This window comes from Streptococcus sp. zg-86, assembly GCF_017639855.1.
Taxonomy (GTDB): Bacteria; Bacillota; Bacilli; order Lactobacillales; family Streptococcaceae; genus Streptococcus; species Streptococcus zhangguiae.
Genome location: NZ_CP072115.1, coordinates 37,573 through 58,006 on the forward strand (window position 1 = coordinate 37,573; position 20,434 = coordinate 58,006).

22 protein-coding genes and 1 pseudogene are annotated in these 20,434 nt (G+C 41.3%); all 23 read left to right on the top strand.

What is annotated here, in order from left to right:
* The first annotated feature begins 2 nt into the window (after positions 1 to 2).
* The 23 genes and pseudogenes from purF (at position 3) to rpsC (ending at position 20,433) form a co-directional block, all read left to right on the top strand.
* Positions 3 to 1,442, top strand: coding sequence for an amidophosphoribosyltransferase (purF, locus tag J5M87_RS00240; RefSeq protein ID WP_154608980.1), 1,440 nt, complete (start codon positions 3 to 5; stop codon positions 1,440 to 1,442).
* 47 nt (positions 1,443 to 1,489) lie between these two features.
* Complete coding sequence (gene purM, locus J5M87_RS00245; RefSeq protein WP_154608981.1) at positions 1,490 to 2,509, top strand: phosphoribosylformylglycinamidine cyclo-ligase; 1,020 nt, start codon at positions 1,490 to 1,492, stop codon at positions 2,507 to 2,509.
* Positions 2,506 to 3,063 carry a phosphoribosylglycinamide formyltransferase gene (gene purN / locus J5M87_RS00250; protein WP_154608982.1) on the top strand — a complete coding sequence of 186 codons (558 nt, stop codon included), beginning with the start codon at positions 2,506 to 2,508 and terminating at the stop codon, positions 3,061 to 3,063. The genes purM and purN overlap by 4 nt, the downstream gene beginning before the upstream one ends.
* A gap of 42 nt (positions 3,064 to 3,105) precedes the next feature.
* Positions 3,106 to 3,558, top strand: a complete 453-nt coding sequence (locus J5M87_RS00255; RefSeq protein ID WP_154608999.1) for a GNAT family N-acetyltransferase — start codon at positions 3,106 to 3,108, stop codon at positions 3,556 to 3,558.
* 66 nt (positions 3,559 to 3,624) lie between these two features.
* Entirely contained in the window at positions 3,625 to 5,172 is a 1,548-nt protein-coding gene (gene purH / locus J5M87_RS00260) for a bifunctional phosphoribosylaminoimidazolecarboxamide formyltransferase/IMP cyclohydrolase (RefSeq protein WP_154608983.1), read from the top strand.
* Between the two features lie 200 nt (positions 5,173 to 5,372).
* Positions 5,373 to 7,565 carry a YSIRK-type signal peptide-containing protein gene (locus J5M87_RS00265; RefSeq protein WP_154608984.1) on the top strand — a complete coding sequence of 731 codons (2,193 nt, stop codon included), beginning with the start codon at positions 5,373 to 5,375 and terminating at the stop codon, positions 7,563 to 7,565.
* A gap of 162 nt (positions 7,566 to 7,727) precedes the next feature.
* On the top strand, positions 7,728 to 8,987 hold the full coding sequence (purD, locus tag J5M87_RS00270) for a phosphoribosylamine--glycine ligase (protein ID WP_154608985.1): 1,260 nt from the start codon (positions 7,728 to 7,730) through the stop codon (positions 8,985 to 8,987).
* 9 nt (positions 8,988 to 8,996) lie between these two features.
* Positions 8,997 to 9,488 (top strand): 5-(carboxyamino)imidazole ribonucleotide mutase, encoded by a 492-nt coding sequence (purE, locus tag J5M87_RS00275; protein WP_154608986.1) that lies wholly within the window; start codon positions 8,997 to 8,999, stop codon positions 9,486 to 9,488.
* Positions 9,475 to 10,545 (top strand): 5-(carboxyamino)imidazole ribonucleotide synthase, encoded by a 1,071-nt coding sequence (purK, locus tag J5M87_RS00280; protein WP_154608987.1) that lies wholly within the window; start codon positions 9,475 to 9,477, stop codon positions 10,543 to 10,545. The genes purE and purK overlap by 14 nt, the downstream gene beginning before the upstream one ends.
* Before the next feature lie 82 nt (positions 10,546 to 10,627).
* On the top strand, positions 10,628 to 11,134 hold the full coding sequence (locus J5M87_RS00285) for a hypothetical protein (protein WP_154608988.1): 507 nt from the start codon (positions 10,628 to 10,630) through the stop codon (positions 11,132 to 11,134).
* Positions 11,131 to 12,171, top strand: a complete 1,041-nt coding sequence (locus J5M87_RS00290) for a hypothetical protein (RefSeq protein WP_160463305.1) — start codon at positions 11,131 to 11,133, stop codon at positions 12,169 to 12,171. Before J5M87_RS00285 ends, J5M87_RS00290 begins: the two co-directional genes overlap by 4 nt.
* Before the next feature lie 11 nt (positions 12,172 to 12,182).
* The gene (gene purB / locus J5M87_RS00295) at positions 12,183 to 13,478 is read left to right on the top strand and encodes an adenylosuccinate lyase (protein ID WP_154608989.1); all 1,296 of its coding nucleotides are present in this window, start codon (positions 12,183 to 12,185) and stop codon (positions 13,476 to 13,478) included.
* 110 nt (positions 13,479 to 13,588) lie between these two features.
* Positions 13,589 to 14,587: a Holliday junction branch migration DNA helicase RuvB gene (ruvB, locus tag J5M87_RS00300; RefSeq protein WP_154608990.1), complete on the top strand. Its 999-nt coding sequence runs from the start codon at positions 13,589 to 13,591 to the stop codon at positions 14,585 to 14,587.
* A gap of 6 nt (positions 14,588 to 14,593) precedes the next feature.
* Positions 14,594 to 15,205 carry an HAD-IA family hydrolase gene (locus tag J5M87_RS00305; protein WP_154608991.1) on the top strand — a complete coding sequence of 204 codons (612 nt, stop codon included), beginning with the start codon at positions 14,594 to 14,596 and terminating at the stop codon, positions 15,203 to 15,205.
* Between the two features lie 110 nt (positions 15,206 to 15,315).
* Positions 15,316 to 15,880 (top strand): annotated as a pseudogene (locus J5M87_RS00310) (nucleotidyltransferase family protein).
* Between the two features lie 234 nt (positions 15,881 to 16,114).
* On the top strand, positions 16,115 to 16,423 hold the full coding sequence (rpsJ, locus tag J5M87_RS00315; RefSeq protein WP_067087606.1) for a 30S ribosomal protein S10: 309 nt from the start codon (positions 16,115 to 16,117) through the stop codon (positions 16,421 to 16,423).
* A 179-nt stretch (positions 16,424 to 16,602) separates the two neighbouring features.
* Entirely contained in the window at positions 16,603 to 17,229 is a 627-nt protein-coding gene (gene rplC, locus J5M87_RS00320; RefSeq protein ID WP_067087608.1) for a 50S ribosomal protein L3, read from the top strand.
* 24 nt (positions 17,230 to 17,253) lie between these two features.
* Entirely contained in the window at positions 17,254 to 17,877 is a 624-nt protein-coding gene (gene rplD / locus J5M87_RS00325; protein WP_067087610.1) for a 50S ribosomal protein L4, read from the top strand.
* Positions 17,877 to 18,176, top strand: a complete 300-nt coding sequence (locus tag J5M87_RS00330) for a 50S ribosomal protein L23 (protein ID WP_067087612.1) — start codon at positions 17,877 to 17,879, stop codon at positions 18,174 to 18,176. Before rplD ends, J5M87_RS00330 begins: the two co-directional genes overlap by 1 nt.
* Positions 18,177 to 18,193: 17 nt before the next feature.
* A complete protein-coding gene (gene rplB / locus J5M87_RS00335; RefSeq protein ID WP_067087614.1) occupies positions 18,194 to 19,027 on the top strand; it encodes a 50S ribosomal protein L2 in 834 nt (277 codons plus the stop codon).
* A gap of 98 nt (positions 19,028 to 19,125) precedes the next feature.
* Positions 19,126 to 19,407 (top strand): 30S ribosomal protein S19, encoded by a 282-nt coding sequence (gene rpsS / locus J5M87_RS00340; RefSeq protein ID WP_000533766.1) that lies wholly within the window; start codon positions 19,126 to 19,128, stop codon positions 19,405 to 19,407.
* A gap of 15 nt (positions 19,408 to 19,422) precedes the next feature.
* Complete coding sequence (rplV, locus tag J5M87_RS00345; RefSeq protein WP_067087616.1) at positions 19,423 to 19,767, top strand: 50S ribosomal protein L22; 345 nt, start codon at positions 19,423 to 19,425, stop codon at positions 19,765 to 19,767.
* Positions 19,768 to 19,779: 12 nt separating this feature from the next.
* A complete protein-coding gene (rpsC, locus tag J5M87_RS00350; RefSeq protein ID WP_160463306.1) occupies positions 19,780 to 20,433 on the top strand; it encodes a 30S ribosomal protein S3 in 654 nt (217 codons plus the stop codon).
* Position 20,434: the final 1 nt, after the last annotated feature.

Sequence of the window (20,434 nt, forward strand, 5' to 3'; positions counted from 1 at the left end):
ATATGACATACGAAGTAAAATCGCTCAATGAGGAATGTGGCTTGTTTGGTATTTGGGGTCATCCACAGGCTAGCCAAGTGACCTATTTTGGACTGCATAGTTTGCAACACCGTGGTCAGGAAGGAGCGGGCATCTTGGCCAATCAAGCAGGAACCTTGCGCCGTCATCGTGGCTTAGGCCTGGTCTCTGAAGTCTTTAAGCATCAAGAAGATTTGGAAGCCTTGACAGGTCAATCAGCTATTGGTCATGTTCGTTATGCAACAGCAGGCGGCGCGTCAATCAATAATGTTCAGCCCTTTCTATTTGACTTTTTTGATATGCAATTAGGCTTAGCTCATAATGGGAATTTGACCAATACTCAAAGTTTAAAGAGAGAATTAGAAGCGCAAGGGGCTATCTTTGCTAGTTCTTCTGATACAGAAATTCTCATGCACCTCATTCGTCGGAGTCAAAAAGAAACACTCCTTGCTAAAATAAAGGAGGCTCTCAATCAGGTTAAGGGTGGGTTTGCCTATTTGATTATGGCGGAAGATAAGCTGATTGCAGCGCTTGATCCAAATGGTTTTCGTCCTCTTTCGATTGGTCGGATGAAAAATGGAGCTTGGGTTGTTTCAAGTGAAACTTGTGCCTTTGAAGTTGTTGGCGCAGATTGGATCGAAGATGTAAAACCAGGGGAGTTGGTCATCATAGATGATCAAGGAATTCAACATGATCGCTACACAGACGACACCCAGCTCTCTATCTGTTCTATGGAATATGTCTATTTCGCACGACCAGATAGTGTGATCAATGGGGTCAATGTTCATGCGGCACGAAAGAAAATGGGACGCCGTTTGGCACAAGAAGCAAAAATTGAAGCAGATATTGTGGTCGGTGTGCCAAACTCGTCTTTGTCTGCAGCGAGTGGTTATGCGGAAGAATCAGGCTTGCCTTACGAAATGGGCTTGATCAAGAACCAATATACTCAGCGGACCTTTATTCAACCAACCCAGGAATTACGGGAGCAAGGGGTCCGAATGAAATTATCTGCCGTATCGAGCATTGTCAGAAATAAGCGCGTGGTCATGGTCGATGATTCGATTGTTCGTGGAACAACTAGTCGGCGAATTGTCCAATTATTGCGAGATGCAGGAGCAGCAGAAGTCCACGTAGCGATTGCAAGCCCTCCTCTCAAGTACCCTTGCTTTTTCGGAATTGATATTCAAAATCGGAGCGAATTGATTGCGGCCAATCATAGCAATGAGGAGATTTGCGAGATTATTGGAGCAGATAGCTTGACCTTTCTGTCTTTAGAGGGTTTGATTGAGGGAGTAGGAATGGAAACAGATGCTCCAAATGGTGGTCTCTGTGTTGCTTATTTTGATGGGAAGTACCCGATTCCGCTGTATGATTACGAGGAGCGGTATTTGGAAAGTCTGGCAGAGAAAACGAGTTTCTACTAAATGTTAGTCGTTTAGTTGCTGTATTTAGTGATAAAAAGGAGAAAAGGATGTCAAAAAATTCATACGCAGCATCAGGTGTGGATGTGGAAGCTGGATATGAAGTAGTTGAGCGCATCAAAAAGCATGTTAAAAAGACAGAGCGTTTAGGCGTTATGGGGACTCTCGGGGGCTTTGGAGGCATGTTTGATTTGAGTAAACTCTCGGTCAAGGAACCAGTCCTGATTTCTGGAACAGACGGAGTTGGGACTAAGCTGATGCTGGCTATTCAGTACGACAAACACGATACCATTGGTCAGGATTGTGTAGCCATGTGTGTCAATGATATTGTCGCAGCAGGAGCAGAACCGCTTTATTTCTTAGATTATATTGCGACTAGGAAAAACATCCCTGAAAAACTTGAGCAGGTCGTCAAGGGAGTTGCAGATGGTTGCTGTCTAGCAGGTGCTGCTCTGATTGGTGGAGAAACAGCTGAAATGCCTGGAATGTATGGTGAAGATGATTATGATTTAGCTGGTTTTGCCGTTGGTATTGCAGAAAAATCCCAGATTATTGACGGCTCTAAGGTCGTGGCAGGCGATGTTCTGTTAGGTCTTGCTTCCAGTGGTATTCATTCCAATGGCTACTCTCTTGTTCGCCGTGTCTTTGCTAACTATACAGGGGATGAAGTTCTACCTGAATTAGGCGGCAAGTCCCTCAAGGAAGTCTTGCTTGAACCAACACGAATCTACGTTCAGACACTTCTTCCTCTAATTAAGGAAGGTTTAGTGCATGGGATTGCTCATATTACAGGCGGTGGTTTTATCGAAAATATTCCGCGGATGTTTGGCGAAGAGCTAGCAGCTGTGATTGATGAGAGTAAGGTGCCTGTTTTGCCGATTTTCAAGGCCTTGGAGAAATACGGTCATATTCCTCATGCAGAAATGTTTGAAATCTTCAACATGGGCTTAGGAATGGTTCTTGCGGTAGCAGCAGAAGATGTGGAGCGTATCAAGGAACTTGTGGATGAGGAAGTCTATGAAATTGGCCGTATCGTTGAAAAAACAAATCAAAGTGTGGTCATCCAATGAAGAAAATAGCTGTGTTTGCTTCAGGGAATGGGTCTAATTTTCAAGTGATTGCGGAGCGATTTCCTCTTGAATTTGTCTTTTCAGATCACCGAGATGCCTATGTACTCGAGCGAGCCAAGAATCTTGGTGTGACAGCTTATGCCTTTGAACTCAAGGAATTTGAGAATAAAGCAGCTTATGAACATGCGATTGTGGAGCTATTAGACCAGCACCAAGTAGACTTGGTTGTCCTAGCAGGATATATGAAAATTGTGGCAGAAACCTTGCTATCTCGCTATGAGGGGCGGATAATCAACATTCATCCAGCTTATCTGCCAGAATTTCCAGGAGCTCACGGCATTGAAGATGCCTGGAATGCAGGTGTTGCTCAATCTGGCGTGACTGTTCATTGGGTGGATTCAGGTGTTGATAGCGGTCAGATTATCAGACAAGAGCGGGTGCCGATTTTTGCAGATGATACCCTTGAGAGTTTTGAAGAGCGCATTCATGCGATGGAATACCAACTCTATCCAGAGGTGATAGGAGAACTACTCTCGTCTGATAGGATAGAATAATGGTCTGTCATGAAGGATAATAAGATGAAAGGAGTAGCATCTATGGTAACCTTACGCTTAGTGGATGAGGAAAATTTTGCTCAGGTCATTGATTTGAGCCTGGCAGAGGAGGATAGGTCATTTGTGGCTTCTAACCTTCGCTCATTAGCAGATTGTTGGCTTTATCGGGAGAATGGCGATGTCTTTCCGTATGCTATTTACGCTAATCATCAAGTCGTCGGCTTTGCTTTGGTTGACGTAGATGAAGAGGAAGCCTGTTATATGATTTGGCGCCTGATGATTGATAATAGTCAGCAGGGAAAAGGGTATGGGAAAACGGCCATCTTAGCCTTAATGGAACAAGCTAAGGCGATTGGAAAATACAACACCATTCGGGCTGATTTTGTTAAGGGAAATCAGAAAATGGAACGATTGTTGCACTCACTAGGCTTTGTGAATTTTGGTCAAGATGAGCGAGAAATCTTTACCAGACGAACTCTTGAAGTTGAAAAATAAATATGGAACAGTATCAAATAGCAAAAAGAACGAATCATTGATAACAAAGAAAAATAAGGAGAAATCATGACAAAAAAAGCCTTGATTAGTGTATCGGATAAGACAGGCATTGTAGCATTTGCACAGGAATTAGTCCAATTGGGCTGGGACATTATCTCAACTGGCGGAACCAAGTCAACCTTAGATGCGGCAGGTGTAGCAACGATTGCAATTGATGAGGTGACAGGATTTCCAGAGATGATGGATGGGCGGGTGAAAACCCTCCATCCTAAGATTCATGGGGGACTTTTAGCGAGACGAGATGTGCATAGTCACCTAAAAGCTGCAAAATCACAGGGTATTGACTTGATTGACTTAGTGGTGGTCAATCTCTATCCCTTCAAAGAAACAATTACAAAAACAGATGTCACCTATGCGGAAGCAGTAGAAAATATTGACATCGGTGGGCCCTCTATGCTTCGTTCAGCTGCAAAAAATCATGCTAGTGTAACAGTTGTCGTTGATCCAGCAGATTATCAAGGGGTATTGGAGGAATTGCACGCAACAGGTGAGACCAGTCTTGCCATCCGCAAACGCTTAGCAGCTAAGGTTTTCCGCCATACCGCAGCCTATGATGCTCTGATTGCAGACTACTTTACTAATCAAGTAGGAGAAGAAAAACCAGAGAAGCTCACTCTAACCTATGAACTTAAACAACCGATGCGCTACGGTGAAAACCCGCAACAGGATGCGGACTTCTATCAAACAGCCCTGCCCCTTGCTTACTCGATTGCAGCTAGCAAGCAATTAAATGGAAAAGAGTTGTCCTTTAATAATATTCGAGATGCCGATGCAGCGATTCGTATTATCCGTGATTTTCAGGATCGTCCAACTGTTGTAGCCCTCAAACACATGAACCCATGTGGCATTGGGCAGGCAGATGATATTGAAACAGCTTGGGACTACGCCTACGAATCAGACCCTGTGTCAATTTTTGGTGGAATTGTCGTCTTGAACCGTGAGGTGGATGCGGCAACTGCTGTAAAAATGCACCTGATTTTCCTTGAAATCGTTATTGCGCCAAGTTATACTCCAGAAGCCTTGGAGATTTTAACCAATAAAAAGAAAAATCTCCGTGTTTTGGAGCTTGATTTTAGCCAGTACCTAGCCAGTACAGCTGAAAAAGAAGTGACGGGTGTGCTAGGTGGACTTCTTGTCCAAAATCAAGATGTTGTAGCAGAAAGCCCAAGTGATTGGACGGTTGTCACCAAGCGTCAGCCGAGTTCTGAAGAGCAAACAGCCCTTGAGTTTGCTTGGAAGTCCATCAAATATGTCAAGTCAAACGGCATTATCATCACAAATGACCATATGGTATTAGGAGTTGGCCCTGGGCAAACCAATCGTGTGGCTTCTGTTAAAATTGCCATTGAACAAGCAAAAGACCGCCTAGAGGGAGCCGTTCTGGCTAGTGATGCCTTCTTCCCATTTGCAGATAATATCGAAGAAATCGCGGCAGCTGGTATCAAGGCTATTATTCAGCCGGGAGGCTCTGTTCGTGACCAAGAATCCATTGCAGCAGCAGATAAACATGGCCTAACCATGATTTTCACAGATGTCCGACATTTCAGGCACTAAGTTTTGTTTAAGCCCTCTTTAAGGTTCGAGACGTATACTATAAGCATCCTAAATTTTCTTTTTCATATATCTCCTTGAAATCCCGAGCGTTGCTATGCTTGGGATTTTTCTACTTAAATTGCTGATAAAACCTAAAAAATATTGACAAAATATATTGGGGGAGGGTAAAATTAGAGTAATTAATAAAGGAGTTTTGTCATATGAAAAAACAAAGATTTAGCTTGAGAAGGCTAGCAGTAGGTGTGGTGTCGATTGGTCTAGGAACAGCAATGGTTCCGGCAGTTACACAACTTGGCTCTGTTGAGATTGTTAAAGCAGATACAGATACCGAGTCAACGAATGATGAAGCAGCCCGTCAAGTAGCTATTCAAGAAGTAGAAGCAAAACGTGATGAAGTCGTAGCAGCGATTTTGAAGTTGAAGAATAATGATTTGAGTGAAGATCAGGTTAAGGAAATTCTCTCTTCTGAAATTTATCAACTGGATAGTCTTGACACATATGCAAGTCAAGAAAAAGATGAATTGGTGCGGAAGCTTTCTACTGTACAATTCAAATATGACTTAATTGATGAAGTCTTGACCCAGTGGAATGCGTTTTATGTGAGTAAAGGAATTGAACATAAACTAGGATTTTCAGATTTGGAAAGAGTAAAGAAATATGATGATAGTTCTCCGAAATCCTCAATTCGATATGGTTATCCCACAGTTAGTAATGTGATAGAGCCGACTGATTCTGTAAGTAGTTCGTTTCGTCTTTTATCTACTTTTAATTTATATGGTAATTATGACGAAAATGATATGGTTCGTGATCAAAGGTATGCCTTGAAGGATGTGGTAACTTTCACAGAGAATTATACTACATTAAAAGAAGCACGGGAAAAATACAATGCAGTAGTCACCTACTTTAATGCACAGCCAGAAGAAACTCGTAAGGAGCAATTTACTGATTTTGCTGATGAGAGCTTTAGATCAATTTGGCACGATATTCAAGGTACAGGTGCTTATCTCAATAGGGAAGATATAGTAAGAAAATTAACTTTACTAGAAAACCGCATTAAAGGTAAAATAGCAGACGAAAAAGCGATTACTCAGGCGGTGAAAGAAGTCAATGATAAGAAATCAACCATTGTCGCAGCCATTCAGAAATTAGAAAATATTCAAATTGAAGGTGATATTTCTGATTTATATGTAAATGAAAACGGTCACACTTCTTATAATGACTTTACTGTTGACGAACTTTCTCGGTTATTTCTTACGTTTGAGGAGCTAGAAACTGCTAAGCAAACAAAGTTTCAGCAATGGGAGCATTTGTTGGAGCAAATGAATGTCATCAATGATATTTTAATTCAAGCGAATCAATTTGAAGATAAACAAGGTGGAGAAAAACATCGGTATACTACTTCTCGTAACTATGTTGAATCAAAAGAAGAAACCAGACCAACAATTATAGCATCTCAACCTACAGATGAGTTCCTTGCTGATAAGGTAGAAGTTACGTCTGTGTCTTTAACATATGAGTTTGAATATTCTCTGGATGAGATTAGCCGTACAGGAGATAGTCATGTGATAGAAGAGAAGAGGAATGTTGCCTTATCTCTACTATCGCTTGCTAAGAAAAAGTATGATGCGATGACGGAAGTTGTTTCTGCTTATAATCAATTAATTGATAAGATCAATGCTTTACCGCAGGAAAAACGCCGTCAAACATGGTTGGATTTGATTTATCAAAAAGATCCGTATCTGTATGTATTAGACGAGTTACGGTTTGGAGATGGGGTAACAGAGGAAGAAACAGAGAGTCGTAAAGAGAATTTGTTATCCATCTTTAAAAAATTCGACCAAGAAACCTTTGCATCTACTGCTCCATCAACAGAATCTAGCACGTCATCTTCTGAAAATACTACAAATCAGTCTTCAGATAGCACTGTATCGTCAAGTGGTGATGATTCAGATAAGAAACCAACAATGACAAGTTCAAATTCTACTAACACTGCAACCAGTAATCAATCCTCACAGGCAGAAAATACATCTTCTTCGAATCAGGGAATGATAGGAAACAAAGGTGTACTTGGCAGTAAAAATGATTCTACAACGAATAAGACAGATGTAACCATTTCATCAAATATGTTGTCGCCCTTAGGAAGTGGTGGTCAAGTTCTTGACTTATCAAGGGTTATCAAGGAATTGGGTGGTGACGGTGCAGAAAATGCGGCTGATGAGGCTCTGAATGATAGTGAGCTAGTAGGATTGAGTCATCTATCTAGCAGAGAAACTACTAGCTTAACCGTAAGACCGAGACAATTGCCCAAAACAGGAACGAATTGGAGTATTTTGAGCCTTGTTTCCTTCTTGCCGATGTTAGTTGGAGCTGTCCTCTTTAAAAAGAAATCATAATACAGGAAGGCATGGAGTCTGTTAAAAGGCTTCATGTTTTTCATTCTATTTGTCGATTGTTCGGAAATGAATTGAAAAACAGCTTATTTTATATAATTTATAGATAAAAACGAATGATTCTGTTACAATATCCTTATAAAATACGTTTTTAGAGGTATATAGATGAAGTTGTTGGTTGTTGGTTCAGGTGGTCGTGAACATGCGATCGCAAAGAAATTAGTAGCATCAAAAGGTGTTGATAGGGTGTTTGTTGCACCAGGAAATGACGGAATGATTGCAGACGGCATTGAGTTGGTCGATATTGCTATTTCCGAACATTCAAAATTGATTGCATTTGCCCAAAAAGAAGCTATTAGCTGGACTTTTGTAGGACCAGATGATGCTTTGGCAGCAGGTATCGTGGATGCCTTTGAGGCAGCTGGTTTAGTTGCCTTTGGGCCTAGAAAAAATGCAGCAGAATTAGAGTGGTCCAAGGATTTTGCCAAATCCATTATGAAAAAATATAGGGTACCAACAGCTCGCTATGAAACGTTTTCTGATTTTGAAGCGGCCAAGGCTTACATCGAAGCACAAGGAGCTCCGATTGTGGTCAAGGCAGATGGCCTAGCCCTTGGTAAAGGTGTGGTCGTTGCTGAAACGGTTGAAGAAGCAGTCGCAGCGGCGCAGGATATGCTGCTAGATCATAAATTTGGGCATAGTGGTGCGTGTGTGGTTATTGAAGAATATTTGAGCGGCGAAGAATTTTCTCTTTTTGCTTTTGTCAATGGAGAGGATTTCTATCTGATGCCGACAGCACAGGATCACAAACGGGCTTTTGATGGCGATAAAGGACCAAATACAGGTGGCATGGGTGCTTACGCTCCAGTTCCTCATCTACCAGCTAGTGTGGTTGAGCAGTCTGTGGTTGAGATTATTCGACCTATTTTAAAAGGGATGATAGCTGAAGGACGTCCCTATCTCGGTGTGCTTTATGCCGGCTTGATTGTGACCGATGAAGGTCCGAAGGTTATTGAGTTTAATGCTCGCTTTGGGGATCCTGAAACACAGGTCATTCTACCCCGGTTGACATCTGATTTTGCAGAAAATATCACAGACCTATTAGCAGGAAGAGTACCTAATTTTACTTGGGTTAAAGAAGGTATCACTCTTGGTGTGGTAGTGGCAAGTGAGGGGTATCCTCTTGTCTATGAAAAAGGGGTACGCTTGCCAGAAAAGACTAGCGGAGACATCGAAACTTATTATGCAGGTGCTACCTTCAATGAGAACCAAGAACTTGTTTCAAATGGGGGTCGAGTCTATATGCTTGTTACGACACAAAATACCGTTTCACAAGCGCAAAATATCATCTATCAGCAGTTAGCAAATCAGGACACGACAGGACTGTTTTATCGAACAGATATTGGCAATAAGGCAAATCAATAGGAGAAAAATATGGAACACATACAGGTATCCCTTATCATGGGATCTATTTCAGATTGGGAAACTATGAAAAAAGCAGCACAGGTATTGGATGAATTTGGGGTTTCTTATGAAAAAAAAGTTGTTTCTGCCCACAGAACGCCCGATTTGATGTTTGATCATGCCGAAAAAGCTCGTGAACGAGGCATTAAGGTAATCATTGCAGGTGCAGGTGGTGCGGCCCATTTACCAGGAATGGTTGCAGCTAAGACGACCTTGCCAGTCATTGGTGTGCCGATTAAATCGCGGGTGCTGAGCGGGATTGACTCGCTTTACTCCATTGTGCAGATGCCTGGTGGCGTGCCTGTTATGACTATGGCAATTGGAGATAGCGGAGCGACCAATGCAGGCTTGTCTGCGGTGCGGATTTTGGCTCTGGAAAACTCAGAATTAAACAAAAAATTAGTAGCATTCGCTGAAAAACAGAGCAAACTGGCAGAGGAGTCAAGTCATGACCTTATCTAAGACAATTGGGATTATCGGTGGCGGACAGTTGGGTCAAATGATGGCAATTGCTGCCATTTACCGTGGTCATAAGGTGCTTACGCTTGATCCGGTAGCGGCTTGCCCAGCCTCTCGAGTGAGTGAGGTCATCGTGGCAGACTATGCAGATGTAGAGGCCCTACGTACCTTGGTAGAGCGTTGTGACGTCTTGACCTATGAATTTGAAAATGTAGATGCTGCTAGTCTTGATGCAGTAGCAGACAAGGCATTTTTGCCTCAAGGAACGGACTTGCTACGAATTTCCCAAAATCGTATTGCAGAAAAAAACTTTTTGAAGAAGGCAGGCGTAGGATTAGCCCCTTATCGAGTGATTACTTCAAGTAGCGATTTGTCAGATTATGACTTTGCGACCAAGCGAGTGTTGAAAACAGCGACAGGTGGCTATGACGGTCATGGTCAAGTCGTCATTCATGATGAGGCAAGTTTAGCACAGGCAAAAGTCTTTGCAAACCAGACCGACTGCGTTTTGGAAGATTTTGTGCCGTTTGACATGGAAATTTCCGTCTTGGTTTCAGGAAACGGCCGAGAATTGACGGTTTTTCCTGTTCAAGAAAATAGTCACCGCAACAATATTCTTTCCAAAACCATTGTCCCAGCTCGTATTTCTGAAAATGTAGCTGAAAAAGCTGTCCAAATGGCAAGAAAAATTGCCACAGACTTACAACTTTTTGGTACACTATGTATAGAGATGTTTGTGGCAGGCTCAACTATTTTGGTCAATGAAATCGCACCACGCCCTCATAATTCGGGGCATTACAGCATTGAGGCCTGTAATTTTTCCCAGTTTGATACGCATATTTTGGGTATATTAGGGGAACCTTTACCTGACATCCAACTTCATGCACCAGCAATCATGCTCAATATCTTGGGTCAGGATATGGAGGCAGCACAAACGTTTCTGGCTAAGCATCCACAAGCTCATCTTCATCTCTACGGCAAAGCAGAAGTCAAGCACAATCGGAAGATGGGGCATATTACCCTGTTGACGGAGCAGGTGGAGAGTGTGGGTGAGTTTTAGTAGGAAAAAATTATTCAAACAAAAAAGATTGATTAATTGACTTTTCTTACTTTGAAATAAAATAACTGGATAGGAGGAAATAATGAAAAAATACTTGAAATTTCTAGTAACAACAAATGACTTGTTTAATGTTGTTACCATTATTATTGCTCTTATTTTATCCTGGTTGGGAACTTCTACTATTTTTGATGGAAAACTTGATTTAAATTCTAAGTACCCTATTTTTTTATACGCTACAATTACAACCTTGACATCTGCTATTGTTGATCCTATATTAGAAATATTTAGGGTAGAAAGTAAGAAGAAAAAGTTATTTACATTAACATTGGGTGTAGTGACTAGCCTTATTCTTGGTATGTCAAGTTTCTATAATAACTATATATTTCTTAGCATCCAATCGATTTCTAAGAGAGGAGGATTTTCGGCAATATCAGTCTCGCTCTTATTATTAAATCTTGCTTATATAAACTATCAAGTTCAAGTTCAGAAGGAAAAAGAAATTTTACAAGAAAAAAATGAAAAGAAAGAGATATTAACAGAGAATATAAGACTCAAAAAAAAGTTGTTAAATAAGGAGATTGAAAAGTGACAGATAAATTGAGATTAAGGTTATCTGCTCAAAAAAATGACAATACATTATATACAAATTGGCAGATTACAAAATTATCCAATGATTTTAGCGAATTTTATTATAAAACAATACTATTGAATGATCTCTCTCAATACCTTAATCAAGGTGTTGAAGGAAGAAACATTATTATTTTTAATTCTTCAATAAATATCAATAGTCAATATGTAAGATATGAGAAGCCTATTTTAGATTTAACAAAATCTAGTGATATTGTTAAATACTATCATTTAGGTTCACCAGTTTCTCTAGGATTAGACCAACAAATTTTGATTTTACATGAGTTTTTTGAAGCGTATCGACGGTATTTTTCAATTGCAAATAAGCATAAACTAAATGCTGGAAATAAAAAAGAAAACTTATTGAAATTGTATGAAGAATCAAAAATTGAAAATATTAGTGAATTTAATTTGGTTACTTTTTTTGAGGAGTCTATTAAAAATAATAATGTTGCTAACAGTGATAACACGAAAAAATGCATTCAAGAGATACAGAATACGTTTAAGAATTTGACTCATCAGTTACAGAAATCATTAGAGGAACAGGGAAAGCATGAATCTGAGAAGTTTCATTATATATTCAATAGATTTGAGCGCCCGATAATTGGTATTAAAGTAGCGGATGATGAAATAAAGTTGATAGGGAGTGACTTTTTTGTACAATCTAAATTCACTTATTCAAATAGTCGCTTTTTAGAAACGAATTCAATAAAACAAAATAGTCCACTTGAAATGATTCTTACAATGTCTATATTGGCTTTGTCTAGTATAGTACTTATTTTAAGAGAGAAAGCAACTCTTATGAAGATACAAAACAAAAATGGAGAGTTAGATCAAGAAATATTAACTTTAAAGCGAAAAATTAGTGATTTAGAAAATAAAGCTCAACAAGAAGGAGTTACGATTAGTCAACCTGCTCATGTGCCACAGGAATTGATAAATTCTGTTAATAGGAAAGGTGAGTATGTCTTTAATGAATTTGATGCTGAAGTAATGTAGGGAGGAATGATATGCTATCACGTTATACACGTCCTGAAATGGGGGCGATTTGGACAGAGGAAAATAAATACAAGGCTTGGCTTGAGGTGGAAATCTTGGCTGACGAGGCTTGGGCTGAATTGGGAGAGATTCCCAAGGAAGATGTGGCGAAAATCCGTGAGAATGCAGGATTTGACATCGACCGTATTTTGGAAATTGAACAGGAAACTCGCCATGATGTGGTAGCTTTTACTCGTGCGGTATCTGAAACCTTGGGTGAGGAGCGCAAGTGGGTGCATTATGGCTTGACTTCGACAGATGTGGTAGATACAGCTTATGGTTACCTCTACAAGCAGGCCAATGACATTATTCGTGAGGACTTGCGTCGCTTTACGGACATTGTGGCTGACAAGGCGCGTGAACACAAGTATACCATTATGATGGGGCGTACCCACGGTGTACATGCAGAGCCAACGACCTTTGGGCTCAAACTTGCTACTTGGTATAGCGAGATGAAGCGCAATATCGAGCGTTTTGAGCGTGCTGCTGAAGGTGTGGAAGCTGGAAAAATCTCTGGTGCGGTAGGGAATTTTGCTAATATTCCACCATTTGTTGAGGAATATGTCTGTGAAAAATTAGGTATTCATCCGCAGGAAATTTCAACGCAGGTTCTTCCTCGTGACCTTCACGCAGAATACTTTGCAGCCCTTGCGACCATTGCAACATCTATCGAGCGCATGGCTACAGAAATCCGTGGATTACAAAAATCTGAACAACGTGAGGTGGAAGAATTCTTCGCCAAGGGTCAAAAAGGTAGCTCAGCCATGCCGCACAAACGCAATCCAATCGGATCTGAAAATATGACAGGTCTTGCACGTGTGATTCGTGGTCACATGGTGACAGCTTTTGAAAATGTAGCACTCTGGCATGAACGTGATATTTCCCATTCATCGGCAGAGCGGATTATCACACCTGATACGACCATTTTGATTGACTACATGCTCAACCGCTTTGGAAATATTGTCAAAAACTTGACGGTATTCCCAGAAAATATGAAACGCAATATGGAATCGACCTTTGGGTTGATTTACAGCCAACGTGCCATGTTAGCCTTGATTGAAAAAGGGATGACACGTGAAGAGGCCTATGATTTGGTGCAGCCTAAAACCGCTTACGCTTGGGACAATCAGACAGCCTTCAAACCACTACTTGAAGCAGATGAAAAGGTGACAGAACGCCTTAGCCAAGCAGAAATTGATGACCTCTTTGATCCATCTTACTATGCCAAACGAGTGGATGATATCTTTGAGCGTGTAGGTTTAGGGTAGAAAGTAGTCAAATAATCTTTTAGCTCAAAACTAGAAATAAAGGAGTAAGGACAGCCGATTCTACGAGATTACGCTTTTTGTCCCACTCCTTTTTGTGTTATAATGAAAGTATGAATAGAATACTAGATACAGAACAATTGGGAGATGAGGAGTACGTAGAGCGTACCCTGCGCCCACAAAAATTAAATGAATATATTGGTCAGGATAAGGTCAAAGACCAATTGAAAATTTTCATCGAGGCTGCTAAACTGCGAGATGAAGCCTTGGACCACGTCTTGTTGTTTGGTCCTCCAGGTTTGGGAAAAACGACAATGGCTTTTGTTATTGCTAATGAACTCGGTGTGAATATCAAGCAGACAAGCGGTCCTGTGATTGAAAAAGCTGGAGATTTGGTGGCTCTTCTCAATGACTTGGAGCCAGGGGATGTCTTATTTATTGATGAAATTCACCGCCTTCCTATGGCGGTAGAGGAGATCCTCTACAGTGCCATGGAAGACTTTTACATTGACATCATGATTGGGACAGGAGAAGCTAGTAGAGCAGTGCATTTGGATTTGCCACCTTTTACGCTGATTGGCGCAACGACACGTGCCGGTATGCTGTCCAACCCCCTGCGTGCCCGCTTTGGAATTACAGGCCATATGGAATATTACGCCCTACTTGATTTGACAGAAATTGTCGAGCGGACTGCGGATATTTTTGAGATGGACATTACTCATGAAGCGGCGATTGAATTAGCACGTCGTTCTCGTGGGACACCTCGTATTGCCAACCGTTTGCTAAAACGAGTTCGAGATTTTGCTCAAATTATGGGAGATGGTGTCATTGACGATACCATTACCGATAAGGCTCTGACTATGCTGGATGTTGACCATGAGGGACTTGACTATGTTGACCAGAAGATTTTACGCACCATGATTGAGATGTATGGTGGTGGTCCTGTCGGATTAAATACGCTCTCGGTGAATATTGCAGAAGAGCGGGAAACGGTCGAGGACATGTACGAACCTTACCTGATTCAGCAAGGTTTTCTGATGCGAACTCGAACTGGTCGTGTTGCGACAGCTAAAGCCTATGAGCACTTGGGGTATGAGTATATAGAGAGGTAGAAGTTGATGAAAAAAGCCTTTATTTGGGATTTAGACGGAACGCTACTTGATTCATACGATGCGATTTTGTTGGGGTTAGAAGAAATGTATAGCCATTTCGGTTTGACTTTTTATCGCGAAGAAGTAAAAGCGTTCATTTTACGCTATTCAGTCAAAGAATTGCTCCTTCAACTCTCACAAAAAGAGCAAATTCCATTAGAAGAGCTGAACGCTGTCAGGGCTAATTCCTTACGTGAAAAAAATGCCCACATTCAGCTAATGGAGGGAGCAAGAGAGATTCTCGAATGGGGACAGCAAGCAGGAATTGCCCAGTTTGTTTACACCCATAAAGGAGACAATGCCTTTGCTGTTTTGGATGATTTGGGCATTTCCGAATATTTTGTAGAGGTGCTGACGGGGGACTCTGGGTTTGCAAGAAAGCCTCATCCAGAAGCGATTGTCTACCTCATGGAGAAATATGACTTGTCGCAGAAAGCGACGTACTATATAGGAGATCGCCTGCTGGACGCTGAGACAGCTCAGGCAGCGGGTATAAAAAGTCTCAATCTAACAGTTGCATCTTCTACGAACAACACCTATATCGAGAGCCTCCTTGCGATAAAAGAAGTTGTAGGTTAAGGTTTGATTAAGAATACTTTTCTATACTATAGTCATTCTTTTTCATATAACCTCCTTAAAAGAGAACGGAAGTGATTTCGGTTCTCTTTTTGTGATATACTGTGTCTATGATGACTGAAAATGATTTGAAAAAAATGTTGCTGACGAATAGGAAAATGCGAGAAGTGCTTGAAATTGCCTCAAGCCTACCGTTACAAGATGCTTGGGTGTGCGCAGGAACGATTCGCAATTTCATCTGGAATCTGCTTAGCCACAAAGAGGCATTTGATGAGGAGACGGATGTGGATATTGTGTTTTATGATCCGACCATGTCCTATGAAGAAACTTCTCTAGATAGAAAGAAGATTGAAAAATGCGTACCCGCACTATCGTTGGGAGTTGAAAAATCAAGCCTACATGCACCAGCATAGCCCGAACACCGCTCCCTATAAACATTCACGAGATGCCATTTCCAAATATCCTGAAATATGCACGGCAATCGCGGCTCGGTTATTGCCTGATTCTCAAGTAGACTTGTTTTGCCCGTATGGCTTGGAGGATATTTTGACTTTCAAGGTTTCTCCAACGCCGCATTTTGCAGCGGACCAAGACCGCATGAAAGTCTACCGTGAGCGACTCGGTAAGAAAAAGTGGCAAGAAAAGTGGGAAAAACTAGAATTTTTCCATGTGAAATGAGAGAAATTGAAATGAAGAGTAGACAGCCAAGAGTTGTTCTACTTTTTTTAAAAAATCGAACAAAAATGCTTGCAATGCCTGATAGAATCTGATAGAATGTTCTAGTGCCGTGAAAATACGGCTATAGCTTTGATGCAAGAGGTTGCGACACGCTCGGTTGCATTGCCACGCAATCGCTGTCGGTTTTCTTGTGGAGCTAGCCTATTATCTTAAATAGACGAAAAGGAGAAAAAGATGGCAAACAAAAAAATCCGCATCCGCTTGAAAGCGTACGAACACCGTACACTTGATACAGCAGCTGCAAAAATCGTAGAAACTGCAACACGTACAGGTGCAAGCGTAGCTGGTCCAGTTCCACTTCCAACTGAACGTAGCCTCTACACAATCATTCGTGCGACTCATAAGTACAAAGATTCTCGTGAGCAATTCGAAATGCGTACTCACAAACGTCTTATCGACATCGTGAACCCAACGCAAAAAACAGTTGACGCTCTTATGAAACTTGATTTACCAAGTGGCGTGAACGTAGAAATCAAGTTATAATCGAACACGGACTACGGACCGTGCAAAAAAGATAGATCGCTTTGAAGTCAAAAGACTTCTGCAGTAATCTCCTATTTTTACTTCGTCCGCTTAACGTCCTTTGTATCTTGGTTTTGAGCATAAAAAACGCTCGTTAAAAACTTTTTAAACTATAAAATAAGAAAAGGAATATTTTTCTCATGACAAAAGGAATCTTAGGGAAAAAAGTGGGAATGACTCAAATCTTCACTGAAGCTGGTGAATTTATCCCTGTAACTGTCATCGAAGCAACTCCAAACGTTGTTCTTCAAGTGAAAACTGTTGAAACTGACGGATACAATGCAATCCAAGTTGGTTTTGATGACAAACGCGAAGTATTGAGTAACAAACCTGCCAAAGGCCATGTAGCAAAAGCTAACACAGCTCCTAAGCGCTTCATTCGTGAATTCAAAAACATTGAAGGCTTGGAAGTTGGTGCAGAAATCACAGTTGATACTTTCGCAGCCGGAGATGTTGTTGATGTAACTGGTACATCTAAAGGTAAAGGTTTCCAAGGTGTTATCAAACGCCATGGTCAATCACGTGGTCCTATGGCTCACGGTTCACGTTACCACCGCCGTCCAGGTTCAATGGGACCTGTTGCGCCAAACCGTGTGTTCAAAAACAAACACTTGGCAGGACGTATGGGTGGCAATCGTGTGACAATTCAAAACCTTGAAATTGTACAAGTTGTTCCAGAAAAGAACGTTATCCTTATCAAAGGGAACGTACCAGGTGCTAAGAAATCTCTTATCACCATCAAATCAGCAGTAAAAGCTGGTAAATAATAAAGAAAGGGGAAATCAGTCATAATGGCAAACGTAACATTATTTGACCAAACTGGTAAACAAGCTGGTGAAGTAGTTCTTAACGATGCAATCTTTGGTATCGAACCAAACCAAGCAGTTGTGTTTGATGTGATCATCAGCCAACGCGCAAGCCTTCGTCAAGGAACTCACGCAGTTAAAAATCGCTCAGCAGTTTCAGGTGGCGGACGCAAACCATGGCGTCAAAAAGGAACTGGACGTGCTCGTCAAGGTTCTATCCGCTCACCACAATGGCGTGGCGGTGGCGTAGTCTTTGGACCAACTCCACGTTCTTATGCCTACAAACTTCCACAAAAGGTTCGTCGCTTGGCGCTTAAATCTGTTTACTCAGAAAAAGTTGCTGAAAACAAATTTGTAGCTGTTGACAGCCTTTCATTTACAGCTCCAAAAACTGCTGAATTCGCAAAAGTTCTTGCAGCATTAAGCATTGATTCAAAAGTCCTTGTTATTCTTGAAGAAGGAAATGAATTCGCAGCTCTTTCAGCTCGCAACCTTCCAAACGTGAAAGTTGCAACTGCTACAACTGCAAGTGTTCTTGACATTGCAAATGCAGACAAACTTCTTGTAACTCAAGCAGCTATCTCTAAAATTGAGGAGGTTCTTGCATAATGAATTTGTATGATGTTATCAAAAAACCTGTCATCACAGAAAGCTCAATGGCTCAGCTTGAAGCAGGAAAATATGTATTTGAAGTGGACACTCGCGCTCACAAATTGTTGATCAAACAAGCTGTTGAAGCAGCGTTTGACGGTGTAAAAGTTGCGAATGTGAACACAATCAATGTAAAACCTAAAACAAAACGCGTTGGACGTTATGTAGGTCGTACAAGCAAAGTGAAAAAAGCAATCATCACATTGACTGCTGATTCAAAAGCAATCGAATTGTTTGCTACAGCTGATGCTGAATAATCAAAGGAGGAATTAACGTGGGAATTAAAGTTTATAAACCAACTACAAATGGCCGTCGTAACATGACTTCTTTGGATTTCGCAGAAATCACAACAAGCACTCCTGAGAAATCATTGCTTGTTTCTCTTAAGAGCAAAGCTGGTCGTAACAATAACGGTCGCATCACAGTTCGCCATCAAGGTGGCGGTCACAAACGTCACTACCGTTTGATTGACTTCAAACGTAACAAAGACGGTATCGAAGCAGTTGTTAAAACAATTGAATACGATCCAAACCGTACTGCCAACATCGCTCTTGTACATTACACAGACGGTGTTAAAGCCTATATCATCGCTCCTAAAGGTCTTGAAGTTGGTCAACGTATCGTATCAGGTCCAGAAGCAGATATCAAAGTTGGTAACGCTCTTCCGCTTGCGAACATTCCAGTCGGTACTGTTGTTCACAATATCGAGTTGAAACCAGGTCGTGGTGGAGAATTAGTTCGTGCTGCAGGTGCTTCTGCGCAAGTGCTTGGTCAAGAAGGTAAATACGTTCTTGTTCGTCTTCAATCAGGTGAAGTTCGTATGATTCTTGGAACTTGCCGTGCAACAATCGGTGTTGTCGGAAATGAGCAACATGGACTTGTTAACCTTGGTAAAGCAGGACGTAGCCGTTGGAAAGGTATCCGCCCAACAGTTCGCGGTTCTGTAATGAACCCTAACGATCACCCACACGGTGGTGGTGAAGGTAAAGCACCAGTTGGTCGTAAAGCACCATCTACTCCATGGGGCAAACCTGCTCTTGGACTTAAAACTCGTAACAAGAAAGCTAAATCAAGTAAACTTATCGTTCGTCGTCGTAACGAAAAATAATCTGTTACAAGTGGCGTAAAACATATCCGCCAGCTCGGTAGCCTTGCAGCTGTAAGGCAGGCCGCTGTGGTACATATTTTAAAGGAGAAAACACAAAAATGGGACGTAGTCTTAAAAAAGGACCTTTCGTCGATGAGCATTTGATGAAAAAAGTTGAAGCTCAAGCAAACGATGAAAAGAAAAAAGTAATTAAAACTTGGTCACGTCGTTCAACGATTTTCCCAAGTTTCATTGGCTATACAATCGCAGTTTATGATGGGCGTAAACATGTACCTGTTTACATCCAAGAAGACATGGTAGGTCATAAACTTGGTGAATTTGCACCAACTCGTACTTACAAAGGTCACGCTGCTGACGACAAGAAAACACGTAGAAAATAATAGGAGGAACACATCATGGCAGAAATTACTTCAGCTAAAGCAACTGCTCGCACAGTACGTGTTTCACCTCGTAAATCACGTCTTGTCTTGGATAATATCCGTGGCAAAAGCGTAGCCGATGCAATCGCAATCTTGAAATTCACTCCAAACAAAGCTGCAGGCATTATTGAGAAAGTTTTGAACTCTGCAATCGCTAATGCTGAAAATAACTTTGGTTTGGAAAAAGCAAACTTGGTAGTAAGCGAAGCTTTCGCAAACGAAGGACCAACACTTAAACGTTTCCGTCCACGTGCAAAAGGTTCTGCTTCACCAATCAACAAACGTACAGCTCACATTACTGTAGTTGTGGCAGAAAAATAAGGAGGTAAAAACGTGGGACAAAAAGTACATCCAATTGGTATGCGTGTCGGCATCATCCGTGATTGGGATGCTAAATGGTATGCTGAAAAAGAATACGCGGATTACCTTCATGAAGATCTTGCAATCCGCAACTTTATCAACAAAGAATTGGCTGAAGCGGCAGTTTCAACAATTGAAATTGAACGTGCAGTAAACAAAGTGATCGTAAGCATTCATACAGCTAAACCAGGTATGGTTATCGGTAAAGCTGGTAGCAACGTTGACGCACTTCGTACACAATTAAACAAATTGACAGGTAAACAAGTTCACATCAACATCATTGAAATCAAACAACCTGATTTGGATGCACACCTTGTTGGTGAAACAATTGCTCGTCAATTAGAGCAACGTGTGGCATTCCGTCGCGCTCAAAAGCAAGCTATCCAACGTACAATGCGTGCAGGAGCAAAAGGAATCAAAACTCAAGTATCTGGACGTTTGAACGGTGCTGATATCGCCCGTGCAGAAGGATATTCTGAAGGAACTGTTCCGCTTCATACACTTCGTGCGGACATCGACTATGCTTGGGAAGAAGCACTTACAACTTACGGTAAACTTGGTGTTAAAGTATGGATTTACCGTGGAGAAGTTCTTCCAGCTCGCAAAAACACTAAAGGAGGTAAATAAC

Bases quoted from the DNA above. Each gene is read 5' to 3' on its own strand.
- purF (WP_154608980.1), top strand. From the start codon at position 3: ATGACATACGAAGTAAAATCGCTCAATGAGGAATGTGGCTTGTTTGGT.
- purM (WP_154608981.1), top strand. From the start codon at position 1,490: ATGTCAAAAAATTCATACGCAGCATCAGGTGTGGATGTGGAAGCTGGA.
- purN (WP_154608982.1), top strand. From the start codon at position 2,506: ATGAAGAAAATAGCTGTGTTTGCTTCAGGGAATGGGTCTAATTTTCAA.
- J5M87_RS00255 (WP_154608999.1), top strand. From the start codon at position 3,106: ATGGTAACCTTACGCTTAGTGGATGAGGAAAATTTTGCTCAGGTCATT.
- purH (WP_154608983.1), top strand. From the start codon at position 3,625: ATGACAAAAAAAGCCTTGATTAGTGTATCGGATAAGACAGGCATTGTA.
- J5M87_RS00265 (WP_154608984.1), top strand. From the start codon at position 5,373: ATGAAAAAACAAAGATTTAGCTTGAGAAGGCTAGCAGTAGGTGTGGTG.
- purD (WP_154608985.1), top strand. From the start codon at position 7,728: ATGAAGTTGTTGGTTGTTGGTTCAGGTGGTCGTGAACATGCGATCGCA.
- purE (WP_154608986.1), top strand. From the start codon at position 8,997: ATGGAACACATACAGGTATCCCTTATCATGGGATCTATTTCAGATTGG.
- purK (WP_154608987.1), top strand. From the start codon at position 9,475: ATGACCTTATCTAAGACAATTGGGATTATCGGTGGCGGACAGTTGGGT.
- J5M87_RS00285 (WP_154608988.1), top strand. From the start codon at position 10,628: ATGAAAAAATACTTGAAATTTCTAGTAACAACAAATGACTTGTTTAAT.
- purB (WP_154608989.1), top strand. From the start codon at position 12,183: ATGCTATCACGTTATACACGTCCTGAAATGGGGGCGATTTGGACAGAG.
- ruvB (WP_154608990.1), top strand. From the start codon at position 13,589: ATGAATAGAATACTAGATACAGAACAATTGGGAGATGAGGAGTACGTA.
- J5M87_RS00305 (WP_154608991.1), top strand. From the start codon at position 14,594: ATGAAAAAAGCCTTTATTTGGGATTTAGACGGAACGCTACTTGATTCA.
- rpsJ (WP_067087606.1), top strand. From the start codon at position 16,115: ATGGCAAACAAAAAAATCCGCATCCGCTTGAAAGCGTACGAACACCGT.
- rplC (WP_067087608.1), top strand. From the start codon at position 16,603: ATGACAAAAGGAATCTTAGGGAAAAAAGTGGGAATGACTCAAATCTTC.
- rplD (WP_067087610.1), top strand. From the start codon at position 17,254: ATGGCAAACGTAACATTATTTGACCAAACTGGTAAACAAGCTGGTGAA.
- J5M87_RS00330 (WP_067087612.1), top strand. From the start codon at position 17,877: ATGAATTTGTATGATGTTATCAAAAAACCTGTCATCACAGAAAGCTCA.
- rpsS (WP_000533766.1), top strand. From the start codon at position 19,126: ATGGGACGTAGTCTTAAAAAAGGACCTTTCGTCGATGAGCATTTGATG.
- rplV (WP_067087616.1), top strand. From the start codon at position 19,423: ATGGCAGAAATTACTTCAGCTAAAGCAACTGCTCGCACAGTACGTGTT.